21 protein-coding genes are annotated in these 25803 nt (G+C 35.4%); 8 read left to right on the top strand and 13 right to left on the bottom strand.

From position 1 onward, the window contains the following. Positions 1-148: 148 nt before the first annotated feature. The 4 genes from J7604_RS13830 to J7604_RS13815 all read left to right on the top strand — a co-directional run bounded on the left by J7604_RS13830 (position 149) and on the right by J7604_RS13815 (position 5192). The gene (locus tag J7604_RS13830; protein WP_293896924.1) at positions 149-1480 is read left to right on the top strand and encodes a pyridoxal phosphate-dependent aminotransferase; all 1332 of its coding nucleotides are present in this window, start codon (positions 149-151) and stop codon (positions 1478-1480) included. 208 nt (positions 1481-1688) lie between these two features. Further along, positions 1689-1934, top strand: coding sequence for a nitrate/nitrite transporter NrtS (nrtS, locus tag J7604_RS13825; RefSeq protein ID WP_293896923.1), 246 nt, complete (start codon positions 1689-1691; stop codon positions 1932-1934). A gap of 183 nt (positions 1935-2117) precedes the next feature. Beyond that, entirely contained in the window at positions 2118-3872 is a 1755-nt protein-coding gene (locus J7604_RS13820; RefSeq protein ID WP_293896922.1) for a malectin domain-containing carbohydrate-binding protein, read from the top strand. A gap of 180 nt (positions 3873-4052) precedes the next feature. After that, positions 4053-5192: a sterol desaturase family protein gene (locus J7604_RS13815; protein WP_293896921.1), complete on the top strand. Its 1140-nt coding sequence runs from the start codon at positions 4053-4055 to the stop codon at positions 5190-5192. 129 nt (positions 5193-5321) lie between these two features. Here J7604_RS13815 and J7604_RS13810 read toward each other — a convergent pair whose 3' ends face one another. The 10 genes from J7604_RS13810 to J7604_RS13765 all read right to left on the bottom strand — a co-directional run bounded on the left by J7604_RS13810 (position 5322) and on the right by J7604_RS13765 (position 18844). Next, positions 5322-5693, bottom strand: coding sequence for a VOC family protein (locus tag J7604_RS13810; protein WP_293896920.1), 372 nt, complete (start codon positions 5691-5693; stop codon positions 5322-5324). A gap of 166 nt (positions 5694-5859) precedes the next feature. Then, entirely contained in the window at positions 5860-7161 is a 1302-nt protein-coding gene (locus tag J7604_RS13805; RefSeq protein WP_293896919.1) for a DEAD/DEAH box helicase, read from the bottom strand. A gap of 130 nt (positions 7162-7291) precedes the next feature. Next, on the bottom strand, positions 7292-8449 hold the full coding sequence (locus J7604_RS13800) for an MFS transporter (RefSeq protein ID WP_293896918.1): 1158 nt from the start codon (positions 8447-8449) through the stop codon (positions 7292-7294). A 99-nt stretch (positions 8450-8548) separates the two neighbouring features. After that, positions 8549-10444: a DUF4476 domain-containing protein gene (locus J7604_RS13795; protein WP_293896917.1), complete on the bottom strand. Its 1896-nt coding sequence runs from the start codon at positions 10442-10444 to the stop codon at positions 8549-8551. Between the two features lie 116 nt (positions 10445-10560). Next, positions 10561-11439: a bestrophin family protein gene (locus J7604_RS13790; protein ID WP_293896916.1), complete on the bottom strand. Its 879-nt coding sequence runs from the start codon at positions 11437-11439 to the stop codon at positions 10561-10563. Continuing rightward, complete coding sequence (locus J7604_RS13785) at positions 11439-11843, bottom strand: MaoC family dehydratase (protein WP_293896915.1); 405 nt, start codon at positions 11841-11843, stop codon at positions 11439-11441. The genes J7604_RS13790 and J7604_RS13785 overlap by 1 nt, the downstream gene beginning before the upstream one ends. Positions 11844-11845: 2 nt before the next feature. Further along, the gene (locus J7604_RS13780; RefSeq protein WP_293896914.1) at positions 11846-12931 is read right to left on the bottom strand and encodes an aminotransferase class V-fold PLP-dependent enzyme; all 1086 of its coding nucleotides are present in this window, start codon (positions 12929-12931) and stop codon (positions 11846-11848) included. Between the two features lie 8 nt (positions 12932-12939). Then, positions 12940-14832 carry a phosphoglycerate dehydrogenase gene (gene serA, locus J7604_RS13775; protein ID WP_293896913.1) on the bottom strand — a complete coding sequence of 631 codons (1893 nt, stop codon included), beginning with the start codon at positions 14830-14832 and terminating at the stop codon, positions 12940-12942. A 266-nt stretch (positions 14833-15098) separates the two neighbouring features. Further along, positions 15099-16850 carry a tetratricopeptide repeat protein gene (locus J7604_RS13770; protein ID WP_293896912.1) on the bottom strand — a complete coding sequence of 584 codons (1752 nt, stop codon included), beginning with the start codon at positions 16848-16850 and terminating at the stop codon, positions 15099-15101. Positions 16851-17083: 233 nt separating this feature from the next. After that, entirely contained in the window at positions 17084-18844 is a 1761-nt protein-coding gene (locus J7604_RS13765) for a phospho-sugar mutase (protein ID WP_293896911.1), read from the bottom strand. A gap of 226 nt (positions 18845-19070) precedes the next feature. Here J7604_RS13765 and J7604_RS13760 point away from each other — a divergent pair, with 226 nt between their 5' ends. Next, a complete protein-coding gene (locus tag J7604_RS13760) occupies positions 19071-19505 on the top strand; it encodes a hypothetical protein (RefSeq protein WP_293896910.1) in 435 nt (144 codons plus the stop codon). Positions 19506-19559: 54 nt separating this feature from the next. On the opposite strand, the gene trpS is transcribed toward J7604_RS13760, so the two are convergent. After that, entirely contained in the window at positions 19560-20534 is a 975-nt protein-coding gene (trpS, locus tag J7604_RS13755) for a tryptophan--tRNA ligase (RefSeq protein ID WP_293896909.1), read from the bottom strand. A 163-nt stretch (positions 20535-20697) separates the two neighbouring features. Here trpS and J7604_RS13750 point away from each other — a divergent pair, with 163 nt between their 5' ends. The 3 genes from J7604_RS13750 (at position 20698) to J7604_RS13740 (ending at position 23686) form a co-directional block, all read left to right on the top strand. Beyond that, positions 20698-21780: a DUF1573 domain-containing protein gene (locus J7604_RS13750; protein ID WP_293896908.1), complete on the top strand. Its 1083-nt coding sequence runs from the start codon at positions 20698-20700 to the stop codon at positions 21778-21780. Between the two features lie 203 nt (positions 21781-21983). Continuing rightward, the gene (locus J7604_RS13745; RefSeq protein ID WP_293896907.1) at positions 21984-23066 is read left to right on the top strand and encodes a DUF1573 domain-containing protein; all 1083 of its coding nucleotides are present in this window, start codon (positions 21984-21986) and stop codon (positions 23064-23066) included. A gap of 395 nt (positions 23067-23461) precedes the next feature. Then, positions 23462-23686, top strand: a complete 225-nt coding sequence (locus J7604_RS13740; protein ID WP_293896906.1) for a hypothetical protein — start codon at positions 23462-23464, stop codon at positions 23684-23686. A gap of 90 nt (positions 23687-23776) precedes the next feature. Here the strand turns inward: J7604_RS13740 and J7604_RS13735 are convergent, their stop codons facing one another. Beyond that, positions 23777-24451, bottom strand: a complete 675-nt coding sequence (locus J7604_RS13735) for a response regulator transcription factor (RefSeq protein ID WP_293896905.1) — start codon at positions 24449-24451, stop codon at positions 23777-23779. Further along, positions 24448-25722, bottom strand: coding sequence for a HAMP domain-containing sensor histidine kinase (locus J7604_RS13730; protein WP_293896904.1), 1275 nt, complete (start codon positions 25720-25722; stop codon positions 24448-24450). Before J7604_RS13730 ends, J7604_RS13735 begins: the two co-directional genes overlap by 4 nt. Between the last annotated feature and the right edge of the window lie 81 nt (positions 25723-25803).

Raw genomic sequence — 25803 nt, 5'->3', positions numbered from 1 at the left:
CATCTTAAATCGATAATTTATCCAAAAATAAAGCAAGAGAAGGGAACTATTCGAAAAAAATATCCTTTATAAGAGATAATGAATTTTATACCAGGGAATAATTTTTTAATTTTATCCTTTCTAAGGAAAGGTTAGGACAAAATAAAGCATGAGACAAAAGATATTAAGCGGTGGAGCAAAAGAACTTAGCTATGAAATAAGGGAAATAGTGAAGAAAGCTGATCAGTTGAAAAACCTTGGCTTGACTATTTACTGGGAAAATATTGGCGATCCGATTCAGAAAAATTCGGAAATCCCTCTTTGGATGAAGGAGATTATTTCCGGTTTGGTGATGGATAACAAATCTTACAGTTATTGTCCTTCCAAAGGTAATCTTGAGACGAGAAACTTTCTAGCCAAATTGAATAATGCCAGAGGTGGAGCACAGATAACTGCAGATGATATATTATTCTTTAACGGACTTGGAGATGCTATTGCTAAAGTTTATCAGTTTATAGATCCTACTCTGAGAGTTATAGGACCATCTCCAGCGTATAGCACTCACTCTTCAGCTGAAGCTGCGCATGCAAATCAGGTTCCGATTACCTATAAACTTGATCCTAACAACCATTGGTATCCTGATTTAGATGATCTTTACAACAAAGTAAAATACAATCCAAACATCATAGGAATTTTGATTATCAATCCTGATAATCCAACAGGAATGGTGTATCCTTACGAGACTTTGAAAAGGATTGTAGAGATCGCCAGAGAATTTAAACTAATGCTGATCAGTGATGAGATTTATCTTAATATCACATACAACGGGGCAAGGGCATATTCTCTAGCTGAAGTAATTGAAGACCTTCCTGGAATAGCAATGAAAGGTATTTCTAAAGAGCTGCCTTGGCCTGGCTCAAGATGTGGCTGGATGGAGTATTACAATAAGGATAAAGATAAAGAGTTTACCAAATTCTGTGCTGCATTGGACAATGCAAAGATGATTGAAGTTTGCTCTACTACTTTACCTCAGCTGGCTATTCCTAAAATTATGGGTGACCCAAGGTTCCAGCCATACAGAAAAGAACTTAATGAACGTATAGGAAGAAGAAGCAAGATTATAGCCGATATTCTTGGAGAAATTCCTGAACTAATGTTTAATGAAACATTCGGCGCGTTTTACAATACTATCATTTTTAAGGAAGGCGTTTTAAGGGCAGATCAGAAGCTGAAGATTGAAAATCCAGAAGTGAAGAAGCTTGTAGAAAGCTGGGTTGAAAAAGAAGATGTGGCATTAGATAAGAGATTCGTTTATTATCTGTTAGCTTCCACTGGAATATGCGTTGTTCCTATTTCATCCTTCTGTTCGGATTTGAAAGGCTTTAGAATCACTCTTCTTGAAGAGAATGAAGAAATGCTTAGAAATAACTTTATAAGACTCAGAGAAGCGATAAGAGAATATCTAGCAAGCAAAACGGAGACGGTTAAAGTAATAGCTTAAAAATATAACAAATTATAATAAAAGACCCTTGCATATTGAATACTGCAAGGGTTTTTTATTTTCTGGTTCTTCCTCTGTTTTACGCCTTTCTTCTGATAAAAATATCATTTAATACTTTTCATTTAAAATTGAATTGAAGATCTTAAAGATTGTAAATTCAACAAAGCTCAGCTTTAATTTTACTAAGAAATTATAAAAGAAAAAGAATATGCAAAATGGCTTCATAAAATTTGCGTCAAAACCTGCGACTGTAAAAAAAGGTCTGATGGTAAGCTTGATAGTGGGAACTGTTTTAAATGTTATCAATCAGGGCGACCTCTTTATATATCAGAAATGGGAAAGTCTTAATTTCTTTAAATTATTTCTGACGTATGTTACACCCTTTCTGGTTTCTGTATATAGCACAGCTACAGCTCTTCAAAATTTTAATAAGACAGAAAAACATCTTAGTTAAAATTATTAAGTAATAGGAGAATGTCTGAAAGCTTTTCTGAGATATAAATACGGTTGTTAATCAGAAAGGTAAGTTTAATAGATAGACAATGTTATTTGTTTATTGGAAAGGTGATTTTGTTATTTTTAATATTAACTTTTAACGGATTTTTTAAAATATTTTCTAAACTTAAAATCAATCATCATGAAGAAAACATTCGGGACTACATTGTTTTTTTGTTTTTTAATTTTGTCTGAACTCCATTCCCAGGCAATAGATTGGGTAAAGCCTTATGAAGGTGAATTTGCTAATAAGCAGGAGAATATAGATGTTGACAGTAACAGGTATCTTTATGAAAGCTATGAAGAACTCACTCCTGAGGGCTGGCCAGAGACTTTGATCTATCTGGTTAAATATGATAAGAATGATGTTCTTATCTGGAAGGCACTATTGCCTGAAGTTGATTATACAAATGGAATTATTAAAATAGATAATGAGGGGAATATTATATCTGTATGTATTATTGATTACTATGTTAATTTACTGGTTTCAAAATTTACCCCTTCAGGGAATAGAGTTTTTGAAGTTCGGGCTGATCGGAATTCGTTTAGTTGCTTTATTTTCCCAAGGGCTGTAAGTATAGATAAAGACGATAATATTTACATTGCTGGTAATCTAAATGGCTTCTATCAATTTGGCCCTTTTTCTTTGAAACCTCAGATTGAATTTGAAGATCCTTATTATATTCAATATTTTGATGAACCCTTCTTGGTTAAATTGAATAAGATTGGACAATTTAAATGGGGGAATGTTGCGAATAGCTCTGAAGTATATGGCAATCAATGTACCGCCCTAACTAATGATGCACTCGGTAATATTTATATTGGAGGATATCATCAGTCAGACATAGATTTTCAGGGTGAAACTTTACATAATGCTTCAAACTATCCTGATCTCTTTATAATAAAATATGATAGCACGGGAAAGAGAATAAATGCTCTAGGCCTTGGTACTGTGGAAGGGGCGGAAATGGTGGAAAAGTTATCCGGTGATGAAGAAGGCAATGTTTATCTGCAAGGTAGAACTGATTTCCCATTTACTTTAGATAGCTGGAGTGCCTCAGAATCTTTTCTAGTTAAGTTCTCCGATGATGTAATTGGCCATCCTATTCAATACAGAATAAATGCAGGTGGTCCTGATATAAGTGCATCAGATAAGAACTGGGAAAAGGATTATCAATTGCAACGATCTGTTTACCTAGATCCTTTCAGTTCAAACCATACAACAGGTAGCTGGCACTATTGGCAAGGCATTAATACCACTGGGGCTCCTAACGCATTGTTTGGGTCCAACAGATATGATTTGCCTTTTGGCGGTGAGCTTTCTTATAACTTTCCTCTTGCAAACGGTATTTATAGGTTGAGTTTGTTTTTTGCAGAAAAGGTGCCTGGAGTAAACCAAGCAGGAGTGAGGAGTTTTGATGTGAATGTAGAAGATGAAGAAGTACTTTCTAACTATGATATTTTTGCAAGTGTTGGGCTTAATGCTGATAAAAAGAACTTTTATGTAAAGGTAACTGATGGAGTATTGAATATTGATTTTATTCGAAATGTTGGCAATCCCCAGGTGAATGGTATTGAAATAGCCTCATTGGAAACAGAGACATCATTTGTTTCCTCAAGAGCTTCGGATAATGGACTTACTACAGCGATACCTGGAGGCTCTAAATACAATGTATCAGCTAGAGATGCTGAAGTATTATATATTTCTTCTGAAGAAGAAAGTATGCTTCCTGTAAATTTTAAAATTTATGATATGCAAGGAAAGCTTGTATATGAGGAAAATTTATCTTCTTCAGATAAGCAATTTAGATTAGATACTAAGCAATTCGGTAATTCACAACAAGGGCTTTATCTTATCAACATTAATAATGAAGAAATTATTAAGATGATTAAATAGCTTTTTGCATTGCCTTTCAATTTTAATTAATAAGAGTTTTAAAGGTATTGTCATATTGAAATTTTAAAGCATAAAGATCTTATATGTTCATGCTTTTTATTTAAATATCTACAATGTTTCTTTAGAGGAATTTTTTATATTTATAATTAACTGAATTTTAAATAAAATTTTTTAAAGCAAATGTCAGAAAAAGCACCCTTTAAGATTGGAGAAGGCTATATAAGTAGTTATAGTTGTATATTTTTAGGATTATTATCATTGTTTGCAATTCTTTGTTTCCATTTTCCGGAGCATTTTACAACACCGGAATTTCGTGAAGTATACACAGGTGATATGATGAAGACATTATTAATGGCTGTTATCATTGCTTCCTTCTTTTTTGCAACACTTGGTTTTTTACTCAGTAAAAAGAAAAAGCTTCCTGTAATAGGAATAGTACTTTGCACACTCTCTGTAGCCTTGGGTGGGTTTGAAGTAAAAGCAAGAGCTGTTGATAAAACCGCATGGAGCATTGGACTGGACTGGCTTTTAATTGATCTCTTTATTCTTGCCTTGATTTTTATACCTATAGAAATGGCATTTCCGAAACGAATAGGGCAAAAAAGATTTCATGCAGAATGGAGAACAGACCTTGTTTATTTTGCAATCAGTCATTTGTTTGTGCAGTTCTTCGGAGTTATCACACAAGCTCCGGCAAAGGTATTGTTTGGTCAATTAGGGCTTAATGCATTACACACATGGGTTCAGGGCCTTCCTTTTGCTTTAGAGTTTTTACTTGCTTTACTGGTAACTGATTTGTTTCAATACTGGGCTCATCGTCTTTTTCATTCGCACGTATATTTATGGAGATTTCATTCTGTGCATCATTCCACACAATCTATGGACTGGCTTGCAGGGTCAAGGACTCACTTTGTGGACATTTTTGTTACAAGATCAATCTCATTTATTCCTCTTTATGTGTGCGGATTTTCAACGATTACATTTAATGCCTACATTATATTTGTATCAATTCACGCAGTACTGATTCATGCCAACACAGGAATTAATTTCGGAATATTTAAATACATCTTTGTAACGCCTCAGTTCCATCATTGGCATCATAGTGATGATCCGAACATATACGGCAAAAATTTTGCAATTCATTTTCCATTTTTAGATAAAATATTCGGCACATATTATTTGCCTGGAAATGTATGGCCAGAAGGGACAGGAGTGAGAGAAGCCAATTATCCCAAAGGATATATTAAGCAATTGATTCATCCATTTACTAAAAGTCCATTTGATAAAGACTTAAACATGATTGATAAAAGCGAAAGATGATTTTTAAGTTGTAAGTAATAAGTTTTAATTAATAAGAAAAAGAGGAAAACCAGAAAGAATTTGTTGGTTTTCAACAAAATAAAAAGAGCCTGAGTTTTAAAGCGCAGACTCTTTTTATTTATATGACTATTAGTTAACTGAATGTAATCCAATACGATTTCCTTCTGTGTCTATTATATGTGAAATAAATCCGTATTCTCCTATAGGAGTTTTAGGGAATACGATTTTTCCTCCACTCTTTTCAACTCTTGAAAGTTCATTCTGAATATCATCACAGGAGAAATATACCACTGTGCCTGATGAACTAGGTGTTGTTTCTTCGCCTTTAACCAAAGCTCCACCTGAATTAGGACCATCATCAACCATGTCAAAAGTTGCCATCTCGAGATCATCCATTGGCATGTCGGTTAATTTTTTCTCAAAAACCGTACTGTAGAATTTTTTTGCTCTGTCCATTTCTTTTACCGGTATTTCAAACCAGCCTACTACGTTCCTATCCATATTCTTTTATGTTATAAAATACCACTTACCAAGAAAACGAAACGCAATGAATATGGGTTCTCTATCCATAGTTATAAGGCTTGAATGAAACTTTATGTAAGGATGATGAGGGAAGCTTGGAAATGGATATTAACAAAAAAGGAGAACTAAAATTGTTCTCCTTTTGTTACTCACCTTTTTTATGCTTGCGATGTTTTTTGCCGAAGAGTTTAAGTCTTTCCATGTACTTATAGTTATAAGTCTTGGCATTACTAGCCTTCTTTTCATGAAAAGCAGCACCTCTTTCATCTTGTTCATCAGTTTCATTTTCCTTGTGGCTTTTACGATCGCCCTCTATAATGAGACCCATTGGTAACTCTTCAACCGGTAAGTTCTGACCAATCTCCTGTTCTATTTTTCTTACAAGAATCAATTCTATGTCAGTTGCAAATGAAAATGAAAGTTTTTCATTATTTTCTGGTGTCTCTTTTTTGATCCTGTCAATGAACAATACTTTGGAAGGAGGGATATCGAAATGGAATATGAACGGAATGTCTGCCGTATCTGTAATAGGGTTTTCTTCACTGGAAACAATGAGCATTCTTATCTCAGGATTTTCAATGAACGCCTCTAGCGATGGAAGAGAAGGATAGGATGATCTGCTTACTTTAAATAAAGCCACTTCGCCGGGATTCCTTTTATCAAGGCTTTTGCAGATACTTTCCGCCGTTATTTTCGTATTTGCAAAAATAAGAACTTTAGAAAATACCTCTGTATCCCTCATCAGAAGGTTAATCAGATTTAGCTTGGTCTTATAGTTTGGTACATGATAAAGAATCTGATCTATCACATCCAATTGTTCCATGCTGTCGATATCTACTTCAACAGTGTTATGATGTTTGAGAATAGGTTCAATCAGACGTTCGAGTTTTTCGTGATACACTTCAGAAAAAATAATATGCTGACACTTTAAAAGACTTTCAGCTATCTGAAGTATGATAGTCTGAAAACCTTGCTTGATATGGCGTTCAGCATCATCCACTATAAATACTTTTAGTTGGCTAAGGTTGATTTTTGACTTATAATACATTGCCTGTATCCTGTCAGGAGTGCCGACCACAATATCAACACCCTTATCAAGCTCCTCTTTCTGACCTTCCATACCAGCACCAGGAAAGATGCCAATATATCTCAGATCAGTGTTTTTACCCAATAATTGAAAGTGCTCAAGCAAGGCAAGTCCTGATTCTTTATCCGGTACTAAAATTAAAGCTCTAGGAGCCTCTTCCTGAGCATATTTCAGACGCATAAGCGTTGTTAATACTAAGGAGGTAGTTTTACCGCATCCTTCAGGTCCGATACCAAGGAGATCCTGCCCCCCTAGAATTCTGGAAATTGATTTGGCTTGAAATTCTCTTACTTTGTTGAATCCTGCATCCTGCATTGCAGTGATCAGCTGCTTATTCAATTTTAATTGGTCCAAAGACATGTGGAATGTATTTAATATACAAAAATACAAAACTTATTTCTGCAAATAGTAAGAATACAAGGCAATTACTTACATAGTTTAATATATAAATAAGGCTGGTAAATATGCTTTTGTTTGAAAATCAAAGCTTTCATTCTGATTGTTGTCCAGCCTGATCTTGTTTGATCACGAAAGAAAGTAAAGCGACACATAGACCCAGAAATGAAATAATTAGGAATGAAATCCTAAGGCTTGTTAAGCCTGCTACGATGCCAATAATGGGTGGGCCAATCAATAATCCGATAAAGCCAATAGAGGCGACTGCTGTGAGGGCAATTTCTGTAGGCACTTTGTTCGATTTTCCCGCAGCTCCATAAGCAAGTGGAACAACAGAGGAAACTCCCAATCCGATAAGCAAAAAGCCTATGGTCGAGGTTAATAGCTTTGGAAGTATGATTGCAATAAGCAAACCGATTGTTATCAATAGACCGCTGACAAACAGGGTTTGTTTTAACCCAAAGCGAGAGGTATAGCTGTCGGCCAAAAACCTTCCCATCGCCATTGTTCCCATAAAGGCTGAGTAGCCTACTCCAATCCAATCTTTTTCTGCAAGAACAACTTTTTTGAAATAAACTCCACTCCAGTCAAACATGGCTCCTTCACATGTCAAACAGCAAAAAGCAATGACTCCATAAATCAGAATTGATTTATCAGGCAATACAAATAGAGGACCTTTACTTTTCTTCTTTATTGCTTTGGGTATAAAAAATGAGTTTATAGCTGCAATACAGAAAATAAAAATGGTAACAATTAAAAAATGTACTTGTATTGAAACCGTGTTACTGATCATAAATGATCCCAGAGCTGCTCCACTAAATCCTGCAAGGCTCCAGAGACCGTGAAATGACGCCATGATGGAACGATGATATAATGCTTCCACCAATAATGCCTGAGTATTGACGGAGATATTTACTGTGTTGCTTGCTACTCCAAAGAGTAATAAGGCTAGAACTAGCTCAAATTGATCTTCTGCGAGACCTATAAATGATAAGATTAATCCATAAGATATAATGGCAGCCAAAACTACTTTACTACTCCCATATCTGGCAGCCAGCCATCCGGATAAAGGCATGGAAGCCAGCAAGCCAGCGGGTAATGCAAACAAAACCATTCCCAGTGATGCTTCAGTCAGTTTTAATTTTAGTTGTATATCGGGGATTCTTGATGCCCACGTAGAAAAACAAAGACCATGCAGGAAAAATAGTGAACCTACTGCAATTCTTTGTGTTGTACGACTATGTTCAGTCATTGATTTTAATGTTCTTGAGAAATACTATCTAAACTTATAAAACACAAAAGCAGAAAGAAAATCTTTCTGCTTTTTGTTTATGATTATTTAGTTAAAATTTTATTTGTTCTCAATATAGTTGTTTAGTTCACTTATAGACGAAGAGAAAGAGAAGACATCGTTCACTTTGTAGTAATTTTGTTTATCCCCTGTAAAATCATAAAGGTATTTCGCAAGATCCAGCTTATCCTTTTCAAAAGAGAATAGAGTCATCAATTCCATAACCTGTCCGGTTGATACGCATCTTCCTTTTACTCCTTGCTTGGTAACGGTCATCATTGTTTCACTGAAGTTTTTTGAAGAGATACTTGATTTAAATCTGGAAAAATCATCGCTTGTAAAACCACCGTTTGCACATGAGCCGTTAACACCTCCTGCATTGGAGTTTTGAGGGCTGGTTGAAGTATTATCCGTATTACAAGCCTTCGTATTTGTCGATGAATGGTTGTTGTTTTTTAGATCTTTGGAAGCAAGAAATTGATCAAATTCTCTTTCATATGTGGATACGGAAAAAACGGAGCTTACCATATAATAGCTTGACTTATCGCATGTGTAATCGTAAAGATATTTGGCCATGTCAAATCTATTTCTTTGAACATCCAATAACTTTATTAATTGTGTACATTGATTTACAGTCAGCATTTTAGGTCTGGCCACTTGCTGCATCAGAGATTTACGACTAGCTTCCGTTGGTTTGCTTTTTATCAGATTATATGATTTGGTAAATTCCTGTTCAGACATGCCATTCTTGTGACATTTATCAGATGACTGATTTGACTGATTATTGTTGCTGTTATTGTTTTGATTGTGCCCTCTGCCACCCGAATTTTCATTACTTCCACTATTGTTTTGACCACTACCTGAATTTTGCTGATTTGCTGTAGTATTATTATTGCCGTTTCCATTATTTATAATGGTTGTATTATTAATAATAGTTGTGGAGTTATTGTTATTCGTAGTATTGTTTGAATTATTATTGGAGTTATTGGTGTTAACACTTGTATTATTGATCGCTGTTGAACTGTTTCCGCCACTATTATTGACATTGTTATTTGAAGAAGAAACATTTGCACTTCCGCCACCATTGTTGTTTATATCAATGTTGGAGTTTGTCGCATTTACTTGTGTGTTGGAGCTTCCCTGGTTACTATTGTTATTATTGCTTGAAGAAGGATTACCAGTTTGGTTATTGTTTGAAGTTGGATTTTCACCCACAGTAACTATGTTATCTTTATTTATAGCATCAAAAGGATTAGCGCTGATATAAAATAAGACATCGTTAAAATCATTGTCGCTTCCCTGATCTCTTCTGGTATCTTCAAATCCAAGTATCAGTTTATTACTACCTGATAAATTTAAAAGGACAGTATGAGCTTTATCTGTTTCTTTAGTCTCAGGATTAAAAGCAGCGTTGGAATAAATCAGGTAATTGCCTTTGGTGACGGTTTCATTTCTCCACCCGTCTGCAATTAGAAACCATCCTATGCCTGTATTAGCTGTGAAATTTCCGATTTTTACTGTATTTCCCGGATTCAGATTACCACCATTACCAGCCTGAGATGCATTAGGGAAAATGATGAAACAATCTTTTATATCGGCCACTGATCGGGGAGGGTTATTTAAATCATAAGTGTAAAAGCCCAGGCTGTTTTTCCATCCAGCCACTTCTGCGACAAATGTAATCCAGACATCAGCTTGTTTGAATAGTTTTAAATCTGTTTCTGCCTGTTTAGATATATATTCAGGGTGAAATTGAGGTACAGGTTTCCTGTCAGGTAATGCTTCATTAATTTGTTTTAATAAAGCCTGATCAGGAGTAACTGTATTTGTTTCCAGATATTTAGGAGTGCCTTGTTGATCATAGGGGCCCAGATATTTAAAATTCTGAGCAAACGCCAAATTGGTTAGGAGCGAAAATGGAAGAAGCCATTTTAAAAAGGAGGTTCTATAAAGCATAAATGCGTATAAGGCTAATGTTTAGTTACTTTATACGCAGACCCTTATAAAAAAGATTATATCAGCTTCTTGTATCTCTGAAAGAAATATCGATAGTAAAATTTCAGGTGTTTAGATTACTCGTAGCTGATAATTTCTTGAATATTAGCTTTCATTCGACCTGCCATTTCATCAAATGGTAGATCATTCATGTCTTTGCCGAATGGTTCTTCAATTTCTTCTGCAGTCAGAACGATACTCATCATAATGTAATACAGAATTATTTCCAGAGGTAAAGCTCCCCAGCCAAGGTCATTAGCAAGACCAACAGGTAAAAGAATTACGTAGATGTTTATGAAAAATTTAAGAAGCAATCCATATGCAATTGGTATAGGAGTGTTTCTTATTCGTTCACATTTGCCGCAAATGTCGATCAAAGTATTTACCTTGGTAACAAGAAGATATTGTTGCATGTCAGTGAGCATCTTCTCTTTCCAAAGAATTTCGATCCTTGCCATAATAAGGTTAGCGATTGCAGAAGGTTTATGGTGGGCTTGCTCAATAATTTTGTAGTCCGCATCTTCAAGGTTCTGCATATCCTTCATTTTTACTCCACCTCTCAAATGTTCCTTAAGTGCATAAACGAAGGCTGTGAGTAGGTTTGCAATCCTCGTTTTTTCCTTGTTTCCTGGAGGTAGTAAACCATTGATGTCAATGGCAAAATTTCTGGAAATATTTACTAGCGCTCCAAGTTCTTTTCTTGCTTCCCACCATTTGTCATAAGCAGTATTATTTCTAAATACAAGAAGTAGACCTAGTGCAGCACCCATATATCCAGGCAGTGCATTACTTATCTGTATATGAAAGATATCTTTCTGCTCCATATACAGTAATACTGCTGTTACTGCAGTAATGTATACAAGTCCCCTTAATAATCTTTTAATTAATGAACTCTTGAAGGAAAATAACAATCTTACGTCGTTCGTGCTATATTTTATGCCTAGAAAACGTTTCATCAGATCTTCTCTTTATTCATTATTTGCGCCTGCCCATCAATAATGATTTTACCAGTTTCCTTATCAATGACTTTGGTTTCAATTACTGCCTGATGCTTGTCTCTGTTTACTTCCAGAACGGTTAGAGTTGCTTCATAGGAAGTGCCTGCGTACATGGGGCGTTTGAAGTTGACTTCCTGTTTTAAGTAGATTGTTCCTTCTCCGGGGAAATTCATTCCAAGTATTTTGGAGAAAATACTGGTGCCTAGTATACCGTGAATGATAGGCTTTTTAAAAGCTGTTTTAGAAGCATAATCAGAGTCCAGGTGTACAGGATTATGATCTCCTGACACCTCGGCAAAGCTGATTACTTGTTCCTGTGTGAATGAAAACACTTCGGAATAAACCTGACCCAAATCAAGCATAATTAACCGACAGTTTTCTTAAGCGCATTCACAAGCTCTTCTGTTTTTTCAACAGAATAAGCAGGAAAGTTCGCTATTCTTATTTGTTTTTCTTTATAGCTGCTATAGCCACTGCCAACTGCAAGGTCAAATGGTTCCAGTTTCTTATTAACTTCAGGCGCTGGTATGGCAGTATTGGCAACAATGGTAGTTTTGGATCTGTGGGCAGGCTCTTCAACGCCGAAAGAGAAGTTATTGCTATCTTTTATATAGCTATAAAGCATATCAGCTTTTACCTCAGTTTCTTTTCTGATGGTTGCAATACCTTTTTTATTCATATCCTCAATCACTTTTCCTAGCAGGAATATATTCCAAACATTTGGAGTTTCCGGTGTCTGGTTATCTTTTGCTTTGCTTAGAATAGAAGATATAGTATGATAGGTACCTGTCAGCACTTTTTTAGCTTCCAGTTGTTTAGCCTTTTCAATGACTCTATCATTTAAAATCCACACTCCAAGTCCTGCAGGAAGGCCAAAGCATTTCTGCACTGAGAAAAAGGTTGAATCTATTTTGGTAAAGTCAAATTCAGGATAGGGTAGAGATGAAACCGAATCGACAAATAACAGAGCTTCTTTGTTTTTCTCTCTTATTTTGTTGATATCCGCTACAGGCATAGATACCCCTGAGCTGGTTTCATTCTGTGTAAGACAAATAGCTTCTGTTTCGGAAGGGATTTCAATGTTTTCAGGATAGAAACCTTTTCCAAAAGCAGCTTCAGCTTTGAATGCTTTTTTACCAAGCTCTCCGGAAAATTCATAGAACCTTTTTGAAAAACTACCATTTACACAGTGAAAGCTTGCATGCTCTACACAGTTCTGAATAATTCTTTCCCAGATTTCAGTAGCACTGGAAAGAAAGAATATCTGATAGTTATCAGGTATGCTCAAAAGAGTTCTGAGTCCGTCTGTTGTATGTTTATACAACTCCTGGAATTGCTTGCTTCTATGAGATATAACTCCGATTTTTTGCTCAAGCGCAGTTTGAACGTGAGCTGGCACTGTCGGGTATAGCTCAGATGGCCCTACCGTGAAAAATGTCTTTTTTACCACTGTTGTTATTAATACAAAATTCTAAACTTGATTGTGTTATTGATAGCTTTAAGCTCTTGTATTACCTGTTTGTCGTATTCCTTGTTGATGTCTGTAATCACATATCCGACAGTCTCATTGGTTTTTAGGTACTGACCAAGGATGTTGATATTGTGTTTAGCAAGTACATTATTGATTTGTGCAAGGATACCAGGTACGTTTTCATGCAGGTGAATAAGTCTGTGCGCATTATTCAATTCAGGCAACTGAATATTCGGAAAGTTCACACTCTGGAATGTATTTCCAGTATTGATGTAATCCAATATCCTGTTAGGAACAAAGCTAGCAATATTGAACTGTGCTTCTTCTGTACTTCCTCCAATGTGTGGAGTTAAGATTACATTTGGAAGACCTCTTAGTTCATTTATAAATTCTTCGTTATTGTTTTTAGGCTCGTAAGGGAAAACGTCTGCGCTGGCGCCAAGGATTTTTCCACTCTTTAGATTCTCTGCAAGAACCGGAACATCTACCACATGACCACGGCTTAGATTAAGGAATATTACACCTTCTTTCATAAGGTCAAATTCCTTCTTGCCTATAAGGTTTTTGTTGCTGGCTCTTCCATCAACGTGTAAAGAAATTACGTCAGCCAGGCTCAACAATTCATTCAGACTAGAGCATTTTTTAGCATTACCCAGTTGAAGTTTTTCTACTATGTCATAGTAGTATACTTCCATACCCATAGATTCTGCAAGTACAGAAAGCTGCGAACCGATATTTCCATATCCTACAATACCCAGTTTTTTTCCTCTTATCTCATAGCTGTTTTTAGCAGATTTATCCCATTTTCCCTGATGCATTTTATTGCTCTTCTCAATGGTATTTCTGTACAGCATGATGATCTGTCCGATCGCTAGCTCCACCACACTTCTGGTGTTGCTGTATGGGGCATTGAAAGCCGCTACACCGCGTTGCAGGCAAGACTTAAGATCTATTTGGTTCGTACCAATACAAAATGCACCAACTGCGATAAGTTTATTTGCACTTTCAAGTACTTTTTTTGTTAACTGAGTTTTTGATCTGATACCAAGGATAGAGACATTTTTGATACGTTCACAAAGCTCATCTTCATCAAGACCACTTGAAATAACCTCAACTTTATATCCTTCACTTTTGAATAATCTTAAAGCCTCAGGGTGTATGTTTTCAAGAAGCAATACACTTATTCTGTTTTTAGGATAAGAGATTGCCATTGGAAGGTTGTTCTGATAAAGGAATTCATCAAAACTAGGCGCCACGTGCTCTGCTTTTGCAAGTACAGCATCCCTTTCAACATTCTCTGTAAATGCGTAGAATTTATTAGCAAGACCAGCTTCTTTAATCTCGTAATCTGTATATCCATCGCCAATTACATATACATCACCTTTAAGATTTAAAGCTTTTAGTTGCTGTATTTTACCTTTGTCAAGGCACAGTACATTATTCTTATCAAATCCTATAATGTTACCTTGCTCATCATATACAAATGTATTGGCATAGATATTTTCTTCTTTAATTCCGAATTCAGTCACTATAGGAGTAATGAATTCTTTAAATCCACTGGATACGATTAGAATATTATCAGAAAAGTCTTTGAAAAACTCTCTATTTCTCTTCACTGATTCAGAAACCTTAGTTTTTAGTCTTCCGATTAGAGGAAGAAGGTGTCTTTTATTCGCTCTCAACAACTCAAGTCTTCTTGTCAGATTCTGAGTGAACGACGCTTTACCCTCCATTCCGCTGTTTGTCAGCTCGACGATTTCTTTTAAAATTTTATCTTTTTGCGGATCACCGTCAAGTGAAATATCTCCCAGTTCGTCTAGAGCTTCTACTTGTGTGAAAGTGCTGTCAAAATCGATGATGAAATACTTAATATTCTCCATTTTGTTTCCCCAGAAAATTTTTAAGGCGCTAATTTCTTTATTTTTTACCAATAATGGAATTTTAAAAAGCTTTTATTTTAATCCTTGCAATCAAATCCGAATTAGAAATTTAGATTAGAAAACAATTTTCTACTTTTGGTATAATTTATTGACTGATAATTAAGTTATTAACTTGCCAAAAAGTAAAATTTCAAGATTGGTCAATGTTAAAACAAAAAGGAAGGTGAAAACCTTCCTTTTTATGTTAACTATTTGTAAAACAGTAGTTAAAATCTTTCTTTCTTTTTTCCGGCAGTAGCAGTTTTGAATTCAGCTATATCTGTAAAATTTTTGAATTCCAGATCAGTTTTGGCTTTTTCGCAAAAAGCTGGATTGTCCTCACAGGCTCTTTGGAGATTTTCCACAACCATTTCTTCATTATTGGTTCTGGCTCCAATCACAGCCAGTGCATAAAATCCATTTGGATCATTTGGATTGGTATTGATATAGCTGGTCAAAGCTTTTTCAGCTTGAGGGTAATCTTTTAAAAGCATGGCTACTACCCCTTTATTATATTTTACCGCTGGCAGTTTTTCTTCAGCTAATTTAAATTCAGCCAGTGCTTTTTTATATTCACTTTCTTTAGCATAGGCAAGTCCCAAATTATAATGAGCTTCCGGACTTTTCTTTTCTTCAAGGGATAATTGAAGGTATTTTATTGCTTCTGGATAATTACCTTCTTTAAGATATATCATTCCCAAATTATTAAGCATACAATGGTTGTGCGGATTTTTTTCCAACTCAGCCAAATAATGATCTCTGGTACTTTCAGCCTTGGCTTTTCCCTCAGGTGAATTCATATTAATGGAGTTATTCAATGCAAATGTATCCGGTTGAGGTATTTTATAGAAGGCTAGAAACATAGTCTTTTTACCCTCATGGTTAAAGTTACCAGCTTCCTGATCTATCCATTCTCCTTCTTTGAATACTTGATTCACTGGCATCTCTGCAGTTGCCTCACTCGCTTCTGCAATCGTATCTTCAGCTGTGAGGTGAGTTCCTGATACTATAATATTGGTCCTTCTTAATGGAGCCAGATAAGGTACCAGCTTATCCATTCCTCCTGCAATCTTCAGTATCTTTTCTTCTTTAAGATCTGAGTCAATATCAGATCCTGCAATTTCTATAATTTGCCTTTTCTGATCTATGCTAAAGTCAGAGTGTTTTATGCTTTCCTGAAGGCCTTCCCAGTCTTCGGCAACGATACTTACTTTAATCTTATCTTTAATTTTTTCATAAAGAGAAGGGGAAGTTGCTTTAATTTCATTCTTGACAAGTTGCTCAAGTTTGGTGGCTCTCTCTTTTGCCAGTAACTCATTCCTTTCCAGCTTGCCTTCAGGCGAAGCAAAACCTTTTATCTCAATAGAAGAAATTTCCTGTTGATCAGAAATAAAGCTTCTGAAAGTTGAATAGTCCGATTTCTCCATTGAGTGAGCATTCAGATCATAGATGTTTTGTGGAAAGTTAAATTGAGCTATAAGTTTAAGTGCTTCCTGTTTCTCTGATTTCAAAGGCAGGAAATAACCATCGGAACTTAGCAATTCTCCGCTCTTCAGACAACAGTATGCAAGGTTTTCCAATTTCTTAAACTCATATTCATCGGCATTTTTATCGAAATAATACTGCCTGGCGCTCATGTATTTCCCCATCATATCCGGATGGTATGGCGCTGAAAAAGTAAAGGTACAATCTGCATTTGTGGGTTCATCCACTTCACAGTGTACACCGTCTACAGCTATGGTGTCGAAATGGTGACCAGCTATTTCAGGTACTATATAATATTCAGATTTGAACTCTAAACCTGAATTTTCAGGAATGATAATCTGGGCATTAAATCTTATACTATCGCCGTGTACTTCTAGTACCCCAGGTTTTACTTCTACTTGGGCTCCTTCAAATTTTTTTTTCTCCGTGTTTTTGCAGCTTTCCAGGAGTCCTAGAGAAACTAATAAAATTAAATAATAGACGACCTTTTTCATGCACTTCTCCATCTTTAAGTCTGTAAGTTTAACAGTCCCTAAAAATGGAATGTTATTAAATGAAAGTTTGTTGAGTGTAATTGATTGATTTATCGATGATTGTGGGAGTGCGAAGTTGCTTGTAAATGTGCGAAAAATAAAAAGATTAAAAATGGGTTTAGGATTCAGCTATAAACAAAAAGGCCAAAACAAAATGTTCTGGCCTTTATATCTATTATCTTTTACAACCAATGTTATTTAAGATTCATATCATTGATAACGCTTTCAATTTTCTTGTCAAGTTCAACATTTACTTTATCGTAATCTTCTTTTTTACTCAAAAGTGTATTTACGCTGATGTAGAATTTGATTTTAGGCTCTGTACCTGAAGGTCTTGCTGAAACAAGCGTTCCGTCTTCTGTTAAGAATTGAAGAACATTTTCTTTTGGAAGATTGGTAGGAATTTCCTTGCCAGTCTTAAGATCTTTGATTGTTTGTGCCTGATAATCTTTCAGCTGAATAAGAGCAGAACCTGCAACTATTTTAGGAGGGTTGTTTCTAAGGTCTTTCATCATCTGCTGTATTTCTTCAGCTCCGGATTTACCTTTTTTAGTAAGAGAAATAAGTTTTTCTTTGTAGAAACCATATTTCACATACATATCACGCATCATGTCGAACAAGCTTACACCTTTGTCTTTAGCATAGGCCGCCATTTCAGCAATAAATGCACAAGAAGAAATAGCATCTTTATCTCTGACCTGATCTCCTACAAGATAACCGTAGCTTTCTTCTCCTCCGCCTATAAACAACTCTTTACCTTCTAGTTCTCCAATCAATGCTGCTATATATTTAAATCCAGTAAGAGTATTATAGCATTTCACACCATTGTCTGCAGCAATTTTATCTATCAGATAGGTAGTAACAATTGTCTTAACAATAAATTCTTTTCCTTTTATCTTTCCAGCGTCTTTCCATGCATTGATAAGGTAGTTTAAAAGCAAGCTTCCTGTCTGGTTACCATTTAACAATTGAAATTCACCTTTGTGGTTTTTAACTGCAATACCTACACGGTCAGAATCAGGGTCTGTTCCCATAAGGATGTCAGCATCAATCTCTTTTGCTTTTTTCAATGCAAGTGAAAGTGCATCCGGTTCTTCTGGGTTTGGATACACAACTGTTGGAAAGTTACCATCTGGCTTAGACTGCTCTTCAACAACATTGATATTGGTGAAGCCGAATTTCTTCAAAACATCTGGAACGAGCACAATACCTGTTCCATGGATAGGAGTGAAGACAATTTTTAAGTCTTTTTGTCTCTTGATTGCATCTTTGGAGATAGACAATGAATGGATCATATCCAGATATTTGCTGTCTACTTCTTCTCCTATATTTTCAATAAGCACATCGTTTCTTTGGAATTTGATATCGCTTACATCTTTAATATTCTGTACTTCAGTAATTGTGTTCTTATCATGAGGAGCAATCATTTGAGCTCCATCTTTCCAATAAGCTTTGTATCCGTTATATTCTTTCGGATTGTGAGAAGCTGTAAGAACCACTCCACTGTGGCAGCCGAGAAGTCTTACTGCGAAAGAAAGCTCAGGTGTAGGTCTGAGTGCTTTGAAAAAATAAACTTTAATTCCATTTGCAGAGAAAACTTCTGCTGTGATTTTAGCAAAATAATCACTGTTGTTTCTACTGTCATGAGCAATTGCAACTTTAAGTTGCTCACCTGGAAAGCTTTTTTTCAGGTAATTACTTAAGCCTTGGGTCGCCATCCCGATTGTGTATTTATTCATTCTGTTTGAACCAACACCCATGATTCCTCTAAGACCGCCAGTACCGAATTCGAGATCTTTGTAAAAACTGTCGATCAGCTCGTCTTCTTTTCCTCCTTTAATAAGACCTTTGATTTCGTCTTTCGTCTGACTATCATAGTTGCCATTCAGCCACTGATTAATCCTGTCTTTCGTTGCTTTGTCGATTTTTGTTGACTCAATTAATGTGCCTTCCATATTATTTTTCAAAAATTGTGTTTTATAAAAAGATCTGCTCTCAAATTAAGAACAATGCAAGAATAATTAAACTCAATTGTACGAAAATAGTTAAGCGGTAGTTTAAATTTTTGTAAAAATTAAATTTTAGAAAGAATACCTTTACTTTTTTTAATTAAAATTTATTTAGAGATATATTTTTGAATAATTTGCAGTCCGTAATTTTAATGAAACTGAATTAGGTCTTATGGACACGTTACAACTCAATAAAGCACTGAATGCAATTGTAGAAAAGAAGAATCTTCTTGGAACTTTATCTTATGATGATAAGAAATATGATAAAATAGAAGAAGAGCTTCATGATCTTGAAGATGACTTTATGGATAACTTTGGAGATGATCTGGAAGAGGTATTACAAGATGTTCATGATGAAAAGTGTCCTGATAATGAAGTTCTTATGCCGATAGCTTATTTGGCTAACAAGTATAAGGAAGTTGGTAAAAATGCTGACGGATCTAAAATCTATGAAGCATTGCCTAAAGAAGGTGTAATGGTGGATGTGGATGACTTTGCAGGAAAAGATACTAGACTTGTGCTTATCCCAAATCCTACCAGACTTGAACTGATCATTGATGGTAAGAAAAAAGTTGTGCTTTGGGAAGCAGATAAAAGTAATAAGTAATAGGTATAAGATGTTAACAGACTATAAATATATTATAGTCTGTTAACTTATCTGTTAAAGGCTGTAGCCTAATTTTTTTCTGACTCTGTCAAGGACTGAATTTGCAATACCAGAAGCTTTTTCAGCACCGATTTTTAACCTGTTTTCAAGCTCGCCTTTATCATTCATAAACCTGTTAAAGTTTTCACGTTCCTTTGCATAGGTAGAAACAATGGTATCAAACAGCTCTTGTTTGGCGTGGCCATATCCGTAGCCACCTGCTTCATATTTTCCTCTTACCTGTTGTATATGCTCTTCTGAGGCGATAAGTTTAAAAATGTTGAATACATTGCAGGTATCCGGATCTTTCGGCTCTTCCATTCCTTTGCTATCCGTAACTATAGTTTTAATTTTCTTTAGAAGATCTTTATCTGGCAAAAAGATATCAATATAGTTATCGTAAGATTTGCTCATCTTTTTCCCATCAACACCTGGAACAATCATGACTTGTTCGTCTGTTTTGGACTGAGGAAGCACAAAGGTTTCACCATAGGCTTTGTTAAAAGTAGTTGCTATATCTCTTGTAATTTCAAGGTGTTGCAACTGATCTTTTCCTACAGGAACAATCTCAGCATCATAAAGAAGTATATCAGCAGCCATCAGAACTGGATAAGTAAACAAACCTGCATTTACATCAGATAATCTGCTCGATTTATCTTTGAATGAATGCGCATTGGCAAGCATTGGGTAAGGTGTGAAACAATTCAGATACCATGCAAGCTCACATACCTGAGGAACGTCAGACTGACGGTAGAAAATATTTTTATCAGTATCGAACCCGAAAGCAAGCCAAGCAGCAGCTACTGCATAAGTGTTTTCTCTTCTGATAACCGGATCCTTAATATTCGTGAGTGTATGAAGGTCTGCAATGAAAAATAAAGATTCATTTTTTTCGTTTGCAGAAAGTTTGATGGCAGGTAATATTGCCCCTAATAGATTTCCTAAATGGGGTTTACCTGTACTTTGAATACCTGTTAGAATTCTTGACATAATGCGGCAAAAATAGAAAAAAACTCCATTGAGAGCGAAATTTCTCTATAGGAACCCATTATTATAGGATTAAAGTTCTGAAATAACAGAAAATTGCATAGTTTTTGACTTGATTGCTTAAATTAACGAATTCATTTTTGTAAAAAAATCATTGTAGTTCAATATGAGACGCATAGCATTATTCTCCTTCGTATTCTCCTTACTGGCATGTCAGCTATTTGCACAAAGCGGTAAGTTCGAATTTGAAGAAACCACTCACGATTTTGGAAATATTCATGAAGAAAACGGAAAAGTTTCCCATGAATTTAAATTCACCAATAAGGGCTCAGCCCCACTTTTAATCACAGAGATTATCCCTTCCTGTGGTTGTACTACCCCAACCTGGCCCCAAGAGGCGGTAGCTCCTGGTCAATCAGCTGTGATAAAAGCAGAATTCGACCCTATGGGAAGACCGGGGGAGATTCATAAAACACTTACCATTAAGGCTAATACAGAACCTGCTACCTCAGAGGTTTACCTTACAGGAATGGTAATCCCTAAACCGAAAACCCTTGCAGAAGAATTTCCCGATTCACTGGGAAGTATAAGATTAGCATCAAGATATATGAACCTTGGAGGAATAACCAATAAGGAGCCTGTCATTAAAGAATTCGGAGTTTATAATGACGGATCATCTGCTGTTACTTTTAAGCCTGTTCAGGGTTTACCCAAACATATGAAGGTAGCTTTTGAGCCAACGACATTGCAATCTAAAGGAAAGGGAGTCATCAAGATCATTTACGATGCTAAGACTAAAAATGACTTTGGTGGTGTTTCTGACAATTTTGAGCTTATTTCTGATGATAAAATCGGTACTAAAACTACTATAACGGTAAATGCGACCATTAATGAATACTTTCCACCAATGGATGAGGCTCAGATTGAACAGACACCACGACTGGAATTCACCAAGACCGTACATGATTTTGGTGCCGTGAAGTCTGATAAAATTGTTGAAACGGAGTTTGAATTTACCAACACAGGCAAGCAGGATTTGATCATCAGGAAAGTGAAATCCAATTGCAGTTGTATTGTAACAACACCTCCTAAAACTGCTATAAAACCGGGAGCGAAAGGAAAAATAAAAGTCGCTTATAACTCTGCTGGGAGAGAAGGTTCAGAAAGTAAGACAGTGACTGTATATAGTAATGACCCAAGAGGAGCGAATCAGGCTCTGGTAATACGGATGAAGGTAGGGCAGGAGTAGTATTACTAAAAGACAAATTAAAGAGGGATCGTAAAGGTCCCTCTTTAATTTGAAGAGTATAATATCAAATTTTAAGGAAGTTAAAACAAAATGCCCATTAAAATTTTATCATTAGATCAAAACAAATGAAACAGAATAGATGTGTTTTCATTTGATTAATTAAATTAGCATTTCAATTTTTGCATAGAATAAAGGAGTTTTATATGATACGAATAACTGCCATTTTTACATTTTTAACTTTCCTAACGTTTCAGCTTTTTGCTCAAACGGGGGTACTTCAATTTGAAGAAACAACTTTTGATTTTGGTTCAATCAATGAAGAAAAAGGACCAGTTTCTCACGAATTTAAATTTACCAACAAAGGATCCGCTCCTCTTGTAATCAGTGAGGTGAGAGCATCGTGCGGGTGTACTACACCAGCTTGGACGAAGGAGCCTGTTCTGCCTGGACAAACCGGTGTGATCAAAGCTCAGTTTGATCCTACAAACAGACCGGGGGCATTCAATAAATCGCTGACAATTACAGCTAATACTGAGCCTGCGACCAATGTTGTATTTATAAAAGGAACAGTGGTTCCCAAACCAAAGACTCCTTCTGATGAATTCCCGGATACACTTGGAAGTCTTAGAGTTACTTCAAGATATATGAATCTTGGGGGCTTGACTACAAAAGAACCTGTTGTAAGAGAATTCGGTGTATATAATGATGGAGAAACTCCTATTACTTTTCAGGCAGCTCAGTCAGTACCAAAACACATGAAAGTATCTGTAGAACCTGCCACACTTCAGCCAAAGCAAAAAGGAGTTATTAAAATCACTTATGATGCTAAAGCAAAAAATGATTTTGGGTATGTTCACGATAATTTTATTCTTGTTTCCAATGATAAAAAAGGTGGAAGAAAGAATGTCAATGTAGTGGCAACCATCAATGAATATTTCCCTCCAATGAATCCTGAACAACTTGCTCAGGCCCCAAGATTATCATTTGATAAAACTGTTCATGATTTTGGTCCTGTGAAAGCCGGTACCATTGCAGAAACAGAATTTGAATTTACTAACACCGGTAAGCAAGATCTTATCATTCGAAAAGTTAAAGCTAGTTGTGGATGTACTGCTGGAACACCGGAGAAAACACTTTTGAAACCAGGAGAGAAAAGCAAAATTAAAGTTACATTCAACTCAGCAGGTAGAGAAGGTGCAGAGACTAAAACTGTAACGATATATAGTAATGATCCTCAAGGCTCGAATCAGACTTTGACTATAAAGGCGAAGGTGAGTAAGGAGTAAGGTTATTTTTGATTCTGATTTTGGATTAATCAGCATCAATATTATAGTTATAAATAAAAGGGAACGATTCAATTTAGATCGTTCCCTTTTTAATTCTGGTTGTGTTAAATAGAAACAATGACAAAAAAATTCTTATACTTATTTATATTACTATCAATTCCGGCACTATCACAGAATGTGGAAAGAAGATTTGAGCTTGGGGATTCAATAAATCTAACATTAACTCAAAAAAAATTTAATTATAAGAAATCATAGTATGACTTTTGGTAGAGATTGTTTAGTTGTTCTAATTGATGGTAAACCCGTTTTCGGAACAGATGCAACATTGCCCAAAAATCAGTTGACTAGTGTAATTTTAACAATAGGAAAAAAAGTTTCAGTTTAGGCACGGAGGAATGTTTGATCCATATGTGGATATAAAAGTCAAGGAGGAGTTTTTTATTGAGCCTAATTATGCTGGATTTATTCTACGAGCTAAATTTTCAATAGGTGCAGGAACTTATGGTGTGGAGTGGCTTATTGTAGAAGATAAATCATATAAAACAGTAATTACCAACGATCTTAAAATAATAGGTGATGATTTTATTCCTCTCACTAATTCTAGTAGCGAACGGAATTGAGGGATTTCAGATTAAAAAATAGAATTTATACCACCACTTCTTAAAAAGAATAAGCAATTCCTATTTTTTGGGATTAAAAGCCTATATGTCTTAAACCACAAACTGAAACCCCACCCCATGCACATTGCGAATGCATATCGTTGTATCTTCTTTTAGGTATTTTCTTAATTTTGCGATAAAAACATCCATACTTCTTCCCATAAAATAATCGTCATCTCCCCAGAGCTCTTTCAGCATATCTTCCCTTTTTATTAATTGATTCTGATGGGTACAGAAGAATCGAAGTATATCTCCTTCCTTTTGAGTGAGTGTGAAAATTTCTTTTGGAGATGTAAGCTTAAGATTTTTGTAATCAAATGTGAATAGCCCGAATTTATAAAAAGGCTCGACATCAGATAGACCTGAGCGTCTAAGAAAGACAGCAATCCTCATTAAAAGTTCTTCTACACTGAATGGCTTTGTAATAAAATCATCTCCACCGGTTTTGAAGCCTTGAATCCTGTCTTCTTTCATAGACTTTGCACTGATGAATAAAACAGGGATGGCTTTATTAAGCATTCTTATTTCTTTAGCAACTGTAAAGCCGTCGACAGCGGGCATCATCACATCAAGAAGACAAAGATCAAACTTCTCCTTTTTAAAAAGCTTCAATGCATTTTCACCATTTGAAACATGTGCAACTTCATATCCATTTAATTCAAGATGATCCTTTAATACAAAAGCAAAGCAATCATCATCTTCAGCAAATAAAATTCGTAGTTTCATTTATTTCTTGGAAGAGTAACTGTAAAAATACTGCCTTTCTCAATCTGGCTTTTCAATTCAATGTGCCCATTATGGGCTTTCACAATGTTTTTGACATAATTAAGACCTAGCCCGAAACCCTTTACATTGTGGACATTTCCGTTAGGTACTCTGAAAAATTTTTCAAAAATCTTTTTCTGATATTCTAATGCGATACCAATACCATTATCTGCCAGACGTATTACGATGTCTGAATTATTTTCTTCTGTGGTAACAATAACTTTAGGATCCTTTTCACAATACTTAACCGCATTATCTAACAAGTTAAAGACTATGTTAAGCAAGTGGAGTCTGTCTCCCATAAAGATGGGATTTTCTGCTAAGAAATTATATTCAATTGTAAGACTCTCATTATTCCCTGATGAATTTAGTTTGGAAAGGGCTTCAAGGAGCAAATCGTGAATATTAATTTGTTCGTGCTTTAACTGAATATTTCCCTTATCTATTTTTGCCATCTGAAGCACCCGCTCTACATGCTGATTAAGCCTGTGAGCCTGACGCTCAATTATAGCTGCATAACTATTAAGCCTTTGTGGATTGTCTATAATTTTGCTGTCCTTTAAAACTTCACAAGATATCAATATGGTTGAAATCGGGGTTCGAAACTCATGAGTCATATTATTGATAAAATCTTTTTGTATCTCAGAGAGTCTTTTTTGTTGGAATACTACAAATAATACATATGCAAAGAATATGATTAAAACTATAAGAACAATGGTTGAAATCAACCACAGTTTCATTCCAGAAAGAAGAACCTTTTCCCTTTCCGGAAAATAAACACTGAAATAAAAGTTGTCATAGTTCCAATGAGGTAAATTCCCTGTCACAGTTGCAGTACATGTGGAAGTGCTATCGAAGCAAACCATGCCGGTCACGTCAATTCTTTTTCCCATACAATCATATATGGAGTAAAATATATCTGTTTTTATTCCTTCTTTTAAAAATTCATTTCTTAACAAACCTCCAAGAAGATTTGAATCTATTTTGTCATTAACTTTAACCGTAAAAAAGTCGGGACTTATTTCCGCGACCGGATCAACAAGGGGAGAGCTATTGTGATTGTACTTAAGAATATTTTCCGCAACATTTTTTAAACTTAACCTTACTGTCAGGTCAAATTCCTTCTCTTTTAATTCATAGTTTTTAATTACCCAATATGCTTGTATAAGCAAAATTCCTATGATCGATAATGTGCCGACAACCAAAATAAGTCTTATTGTATTCCTGCTCATTACCGAAAATAATCAAATTCTTAATCATCAATTTAATTTTAACAAATCATTAACAATTATTATGATTTTAATAACAAGGAG

It is taken from the genome of Sporocytophaga sp. (genome assembly GCF_017745095.1).
Classification (GTDB): domain Bacteria; phylum Bacteroidota; class Bacteroidia; order Cytophagales; family Cytophagaceae; genus Sporocytophaga.
Note: the sequence above shows the minus strand (reverse complement) of the source record. Positions and strands in the feature narration are given on the sequence as shown.

What these genes read in the sequence shown, in the direction of transcription:
- J7604_RS13815 (WP_293896921.1), top strand. Translation starts at nt 4,053, where the DNA reads ATGTCAGAAAAAGCACCCTTTAAGATTGGAGAAGGCTATATAAGTAGT.
- J7604_RS13750 (WP_293896908.1), top strand. Translation starts at nt 20,698, where the DNA reads ATGAGACGCATAGCATTATTCTCCTTCGTATTCTCCTTACTGGCATGT.
- J7604_RS13810 (WP_293896920.1), bottom strand. Translation starts at nt 5,693, where the DNA reads ATGGATAGGAACGTAGTAGGCTGGTTTGAAATACCGGTAAAAGAAATG.
- nrtS (WP_293896923.1), top strand. Translation starts at nt 1,689, where the DNA reads ATGCAAAATGGCTTCATAAAATTTGCGTCAAAACCTGCGACTGTAAAA.
- J7604_RS13795 (WP_293896917.1), bottom strand. Translation starts at nt 10,444, where the DNA reads ATGCTTTATAGAACCTCCTTTTTAAAATGGCTTCTTCCATTTTCGCTC.
- J7604_RS13785 (WP_293896915.1), bottom strand. Translation starts at nt 11,843, where the DNA reads ATGCTTGATTTGGGTCAGGTTTATTCCGAAGTGTTTTCATTCACACAG.
- serA (WP_293896913.1), bottom strand. Translation starts at nt 14,832, where the DNA reads ATGGAGAATATTAAGTATTTCATCATCGATTTTGACAGCACTTTCACA.
- J7604_RS13770 (WP_293896912.1), bottom strand. Translation starts at nt 16,850, where the DNA reads ATGAAAAAGGTCGTCTATTATTTAATTTTATTAGTTTCTCTAGGACTC.
- J7604_RS13800 (WP_293896918.1), bottom strand. Translation starts at nt 8,449, where the DNA reads ATGACTGAACATAGTCGTACAACACAAAGAATTGCAGTAGGTTCACTA.
- J7604_RS13820 (WP_293896922.1), top strand. Translation starts at nt 2,118, where the DNA reads ATGAAGAAAACATTCGGGACTACATTGTTTTTTTGTTTTTTAATTTTG.
- J7604_RS13805 (WP_293896919.1), bottom strand. Translation starts at nt 7,161, where the DNA reads ATGTCTTTGGACCAATTAAAATTGAATAAGCAGCTGATCACTGCAATG.
- J7604_RS13740 (WP_293896906.1), top strand. Translation starts at nt 23,462, where the DNA reads ATGTTTGATCCATATGTGGATATAAAAGTCAAGGAGGAGTTTTTTATT.
- J7604_RS13765 (WP_293896911.1), bottom strand. Translation starts at nt 18,844, where the DNA reads ATGGAAGGCACATTAATTGAGTCAACAAAAATCGACAAAGCAACGAAA.
- J7604_RS13730 (WP_293896904.1), bottom strand. Translation starts at nt 25,722, where the DNA reads ATGAGCAGGAATACAATAAGACTTATTTTGGTTGTCGGCACATTATCG.
- J7604_RS13760 (WP_293896910.1), top strand. Translation starts at nt 19,071, where the DNA reads ATGGACACGTTACAACTCAATAAAGCACTGAATGCAATTGTAGAAAAG.
- trpS (WP_293896909.1), bottom strand. Translation starts at nt 20,534, where the DNA reads ATGTCAAGAATTCTAACAGGTATTCAAAGTACAGGTAAACCCCATTTA.
- J7604_RS13830 (WP_293896924.1), top strand. Translation starts at nt 149, where the DNA reads ATGAGACAAAAGATATTAAGCGGTGGAGCAAAAGAACTTAGCTATGAA.
- J7604_RS13790 (WP_293896916.1), bottom strand. Translation starts at nt 11,439, where the DNA reads ATGAAACGTTTTCTAGGCATAAAATATAGCACGAACGACGTAAGATTG.
- J7604_RS13735 (WP_293896905.1), bottom strand. Translation starts at nt 24,451, where the DNA reads ATGAAACTACGAATTTTATTTGCTGAAGATGATGATTGCTTTGCTTTT.
- J7604_RS13745 (WP_293896907.1), top strand. Translation starts at nt 21,984, where the DNA reads ATGATACGAATAACTGCCATTTTTACATTTTTAACTTTCCTAACGTTT.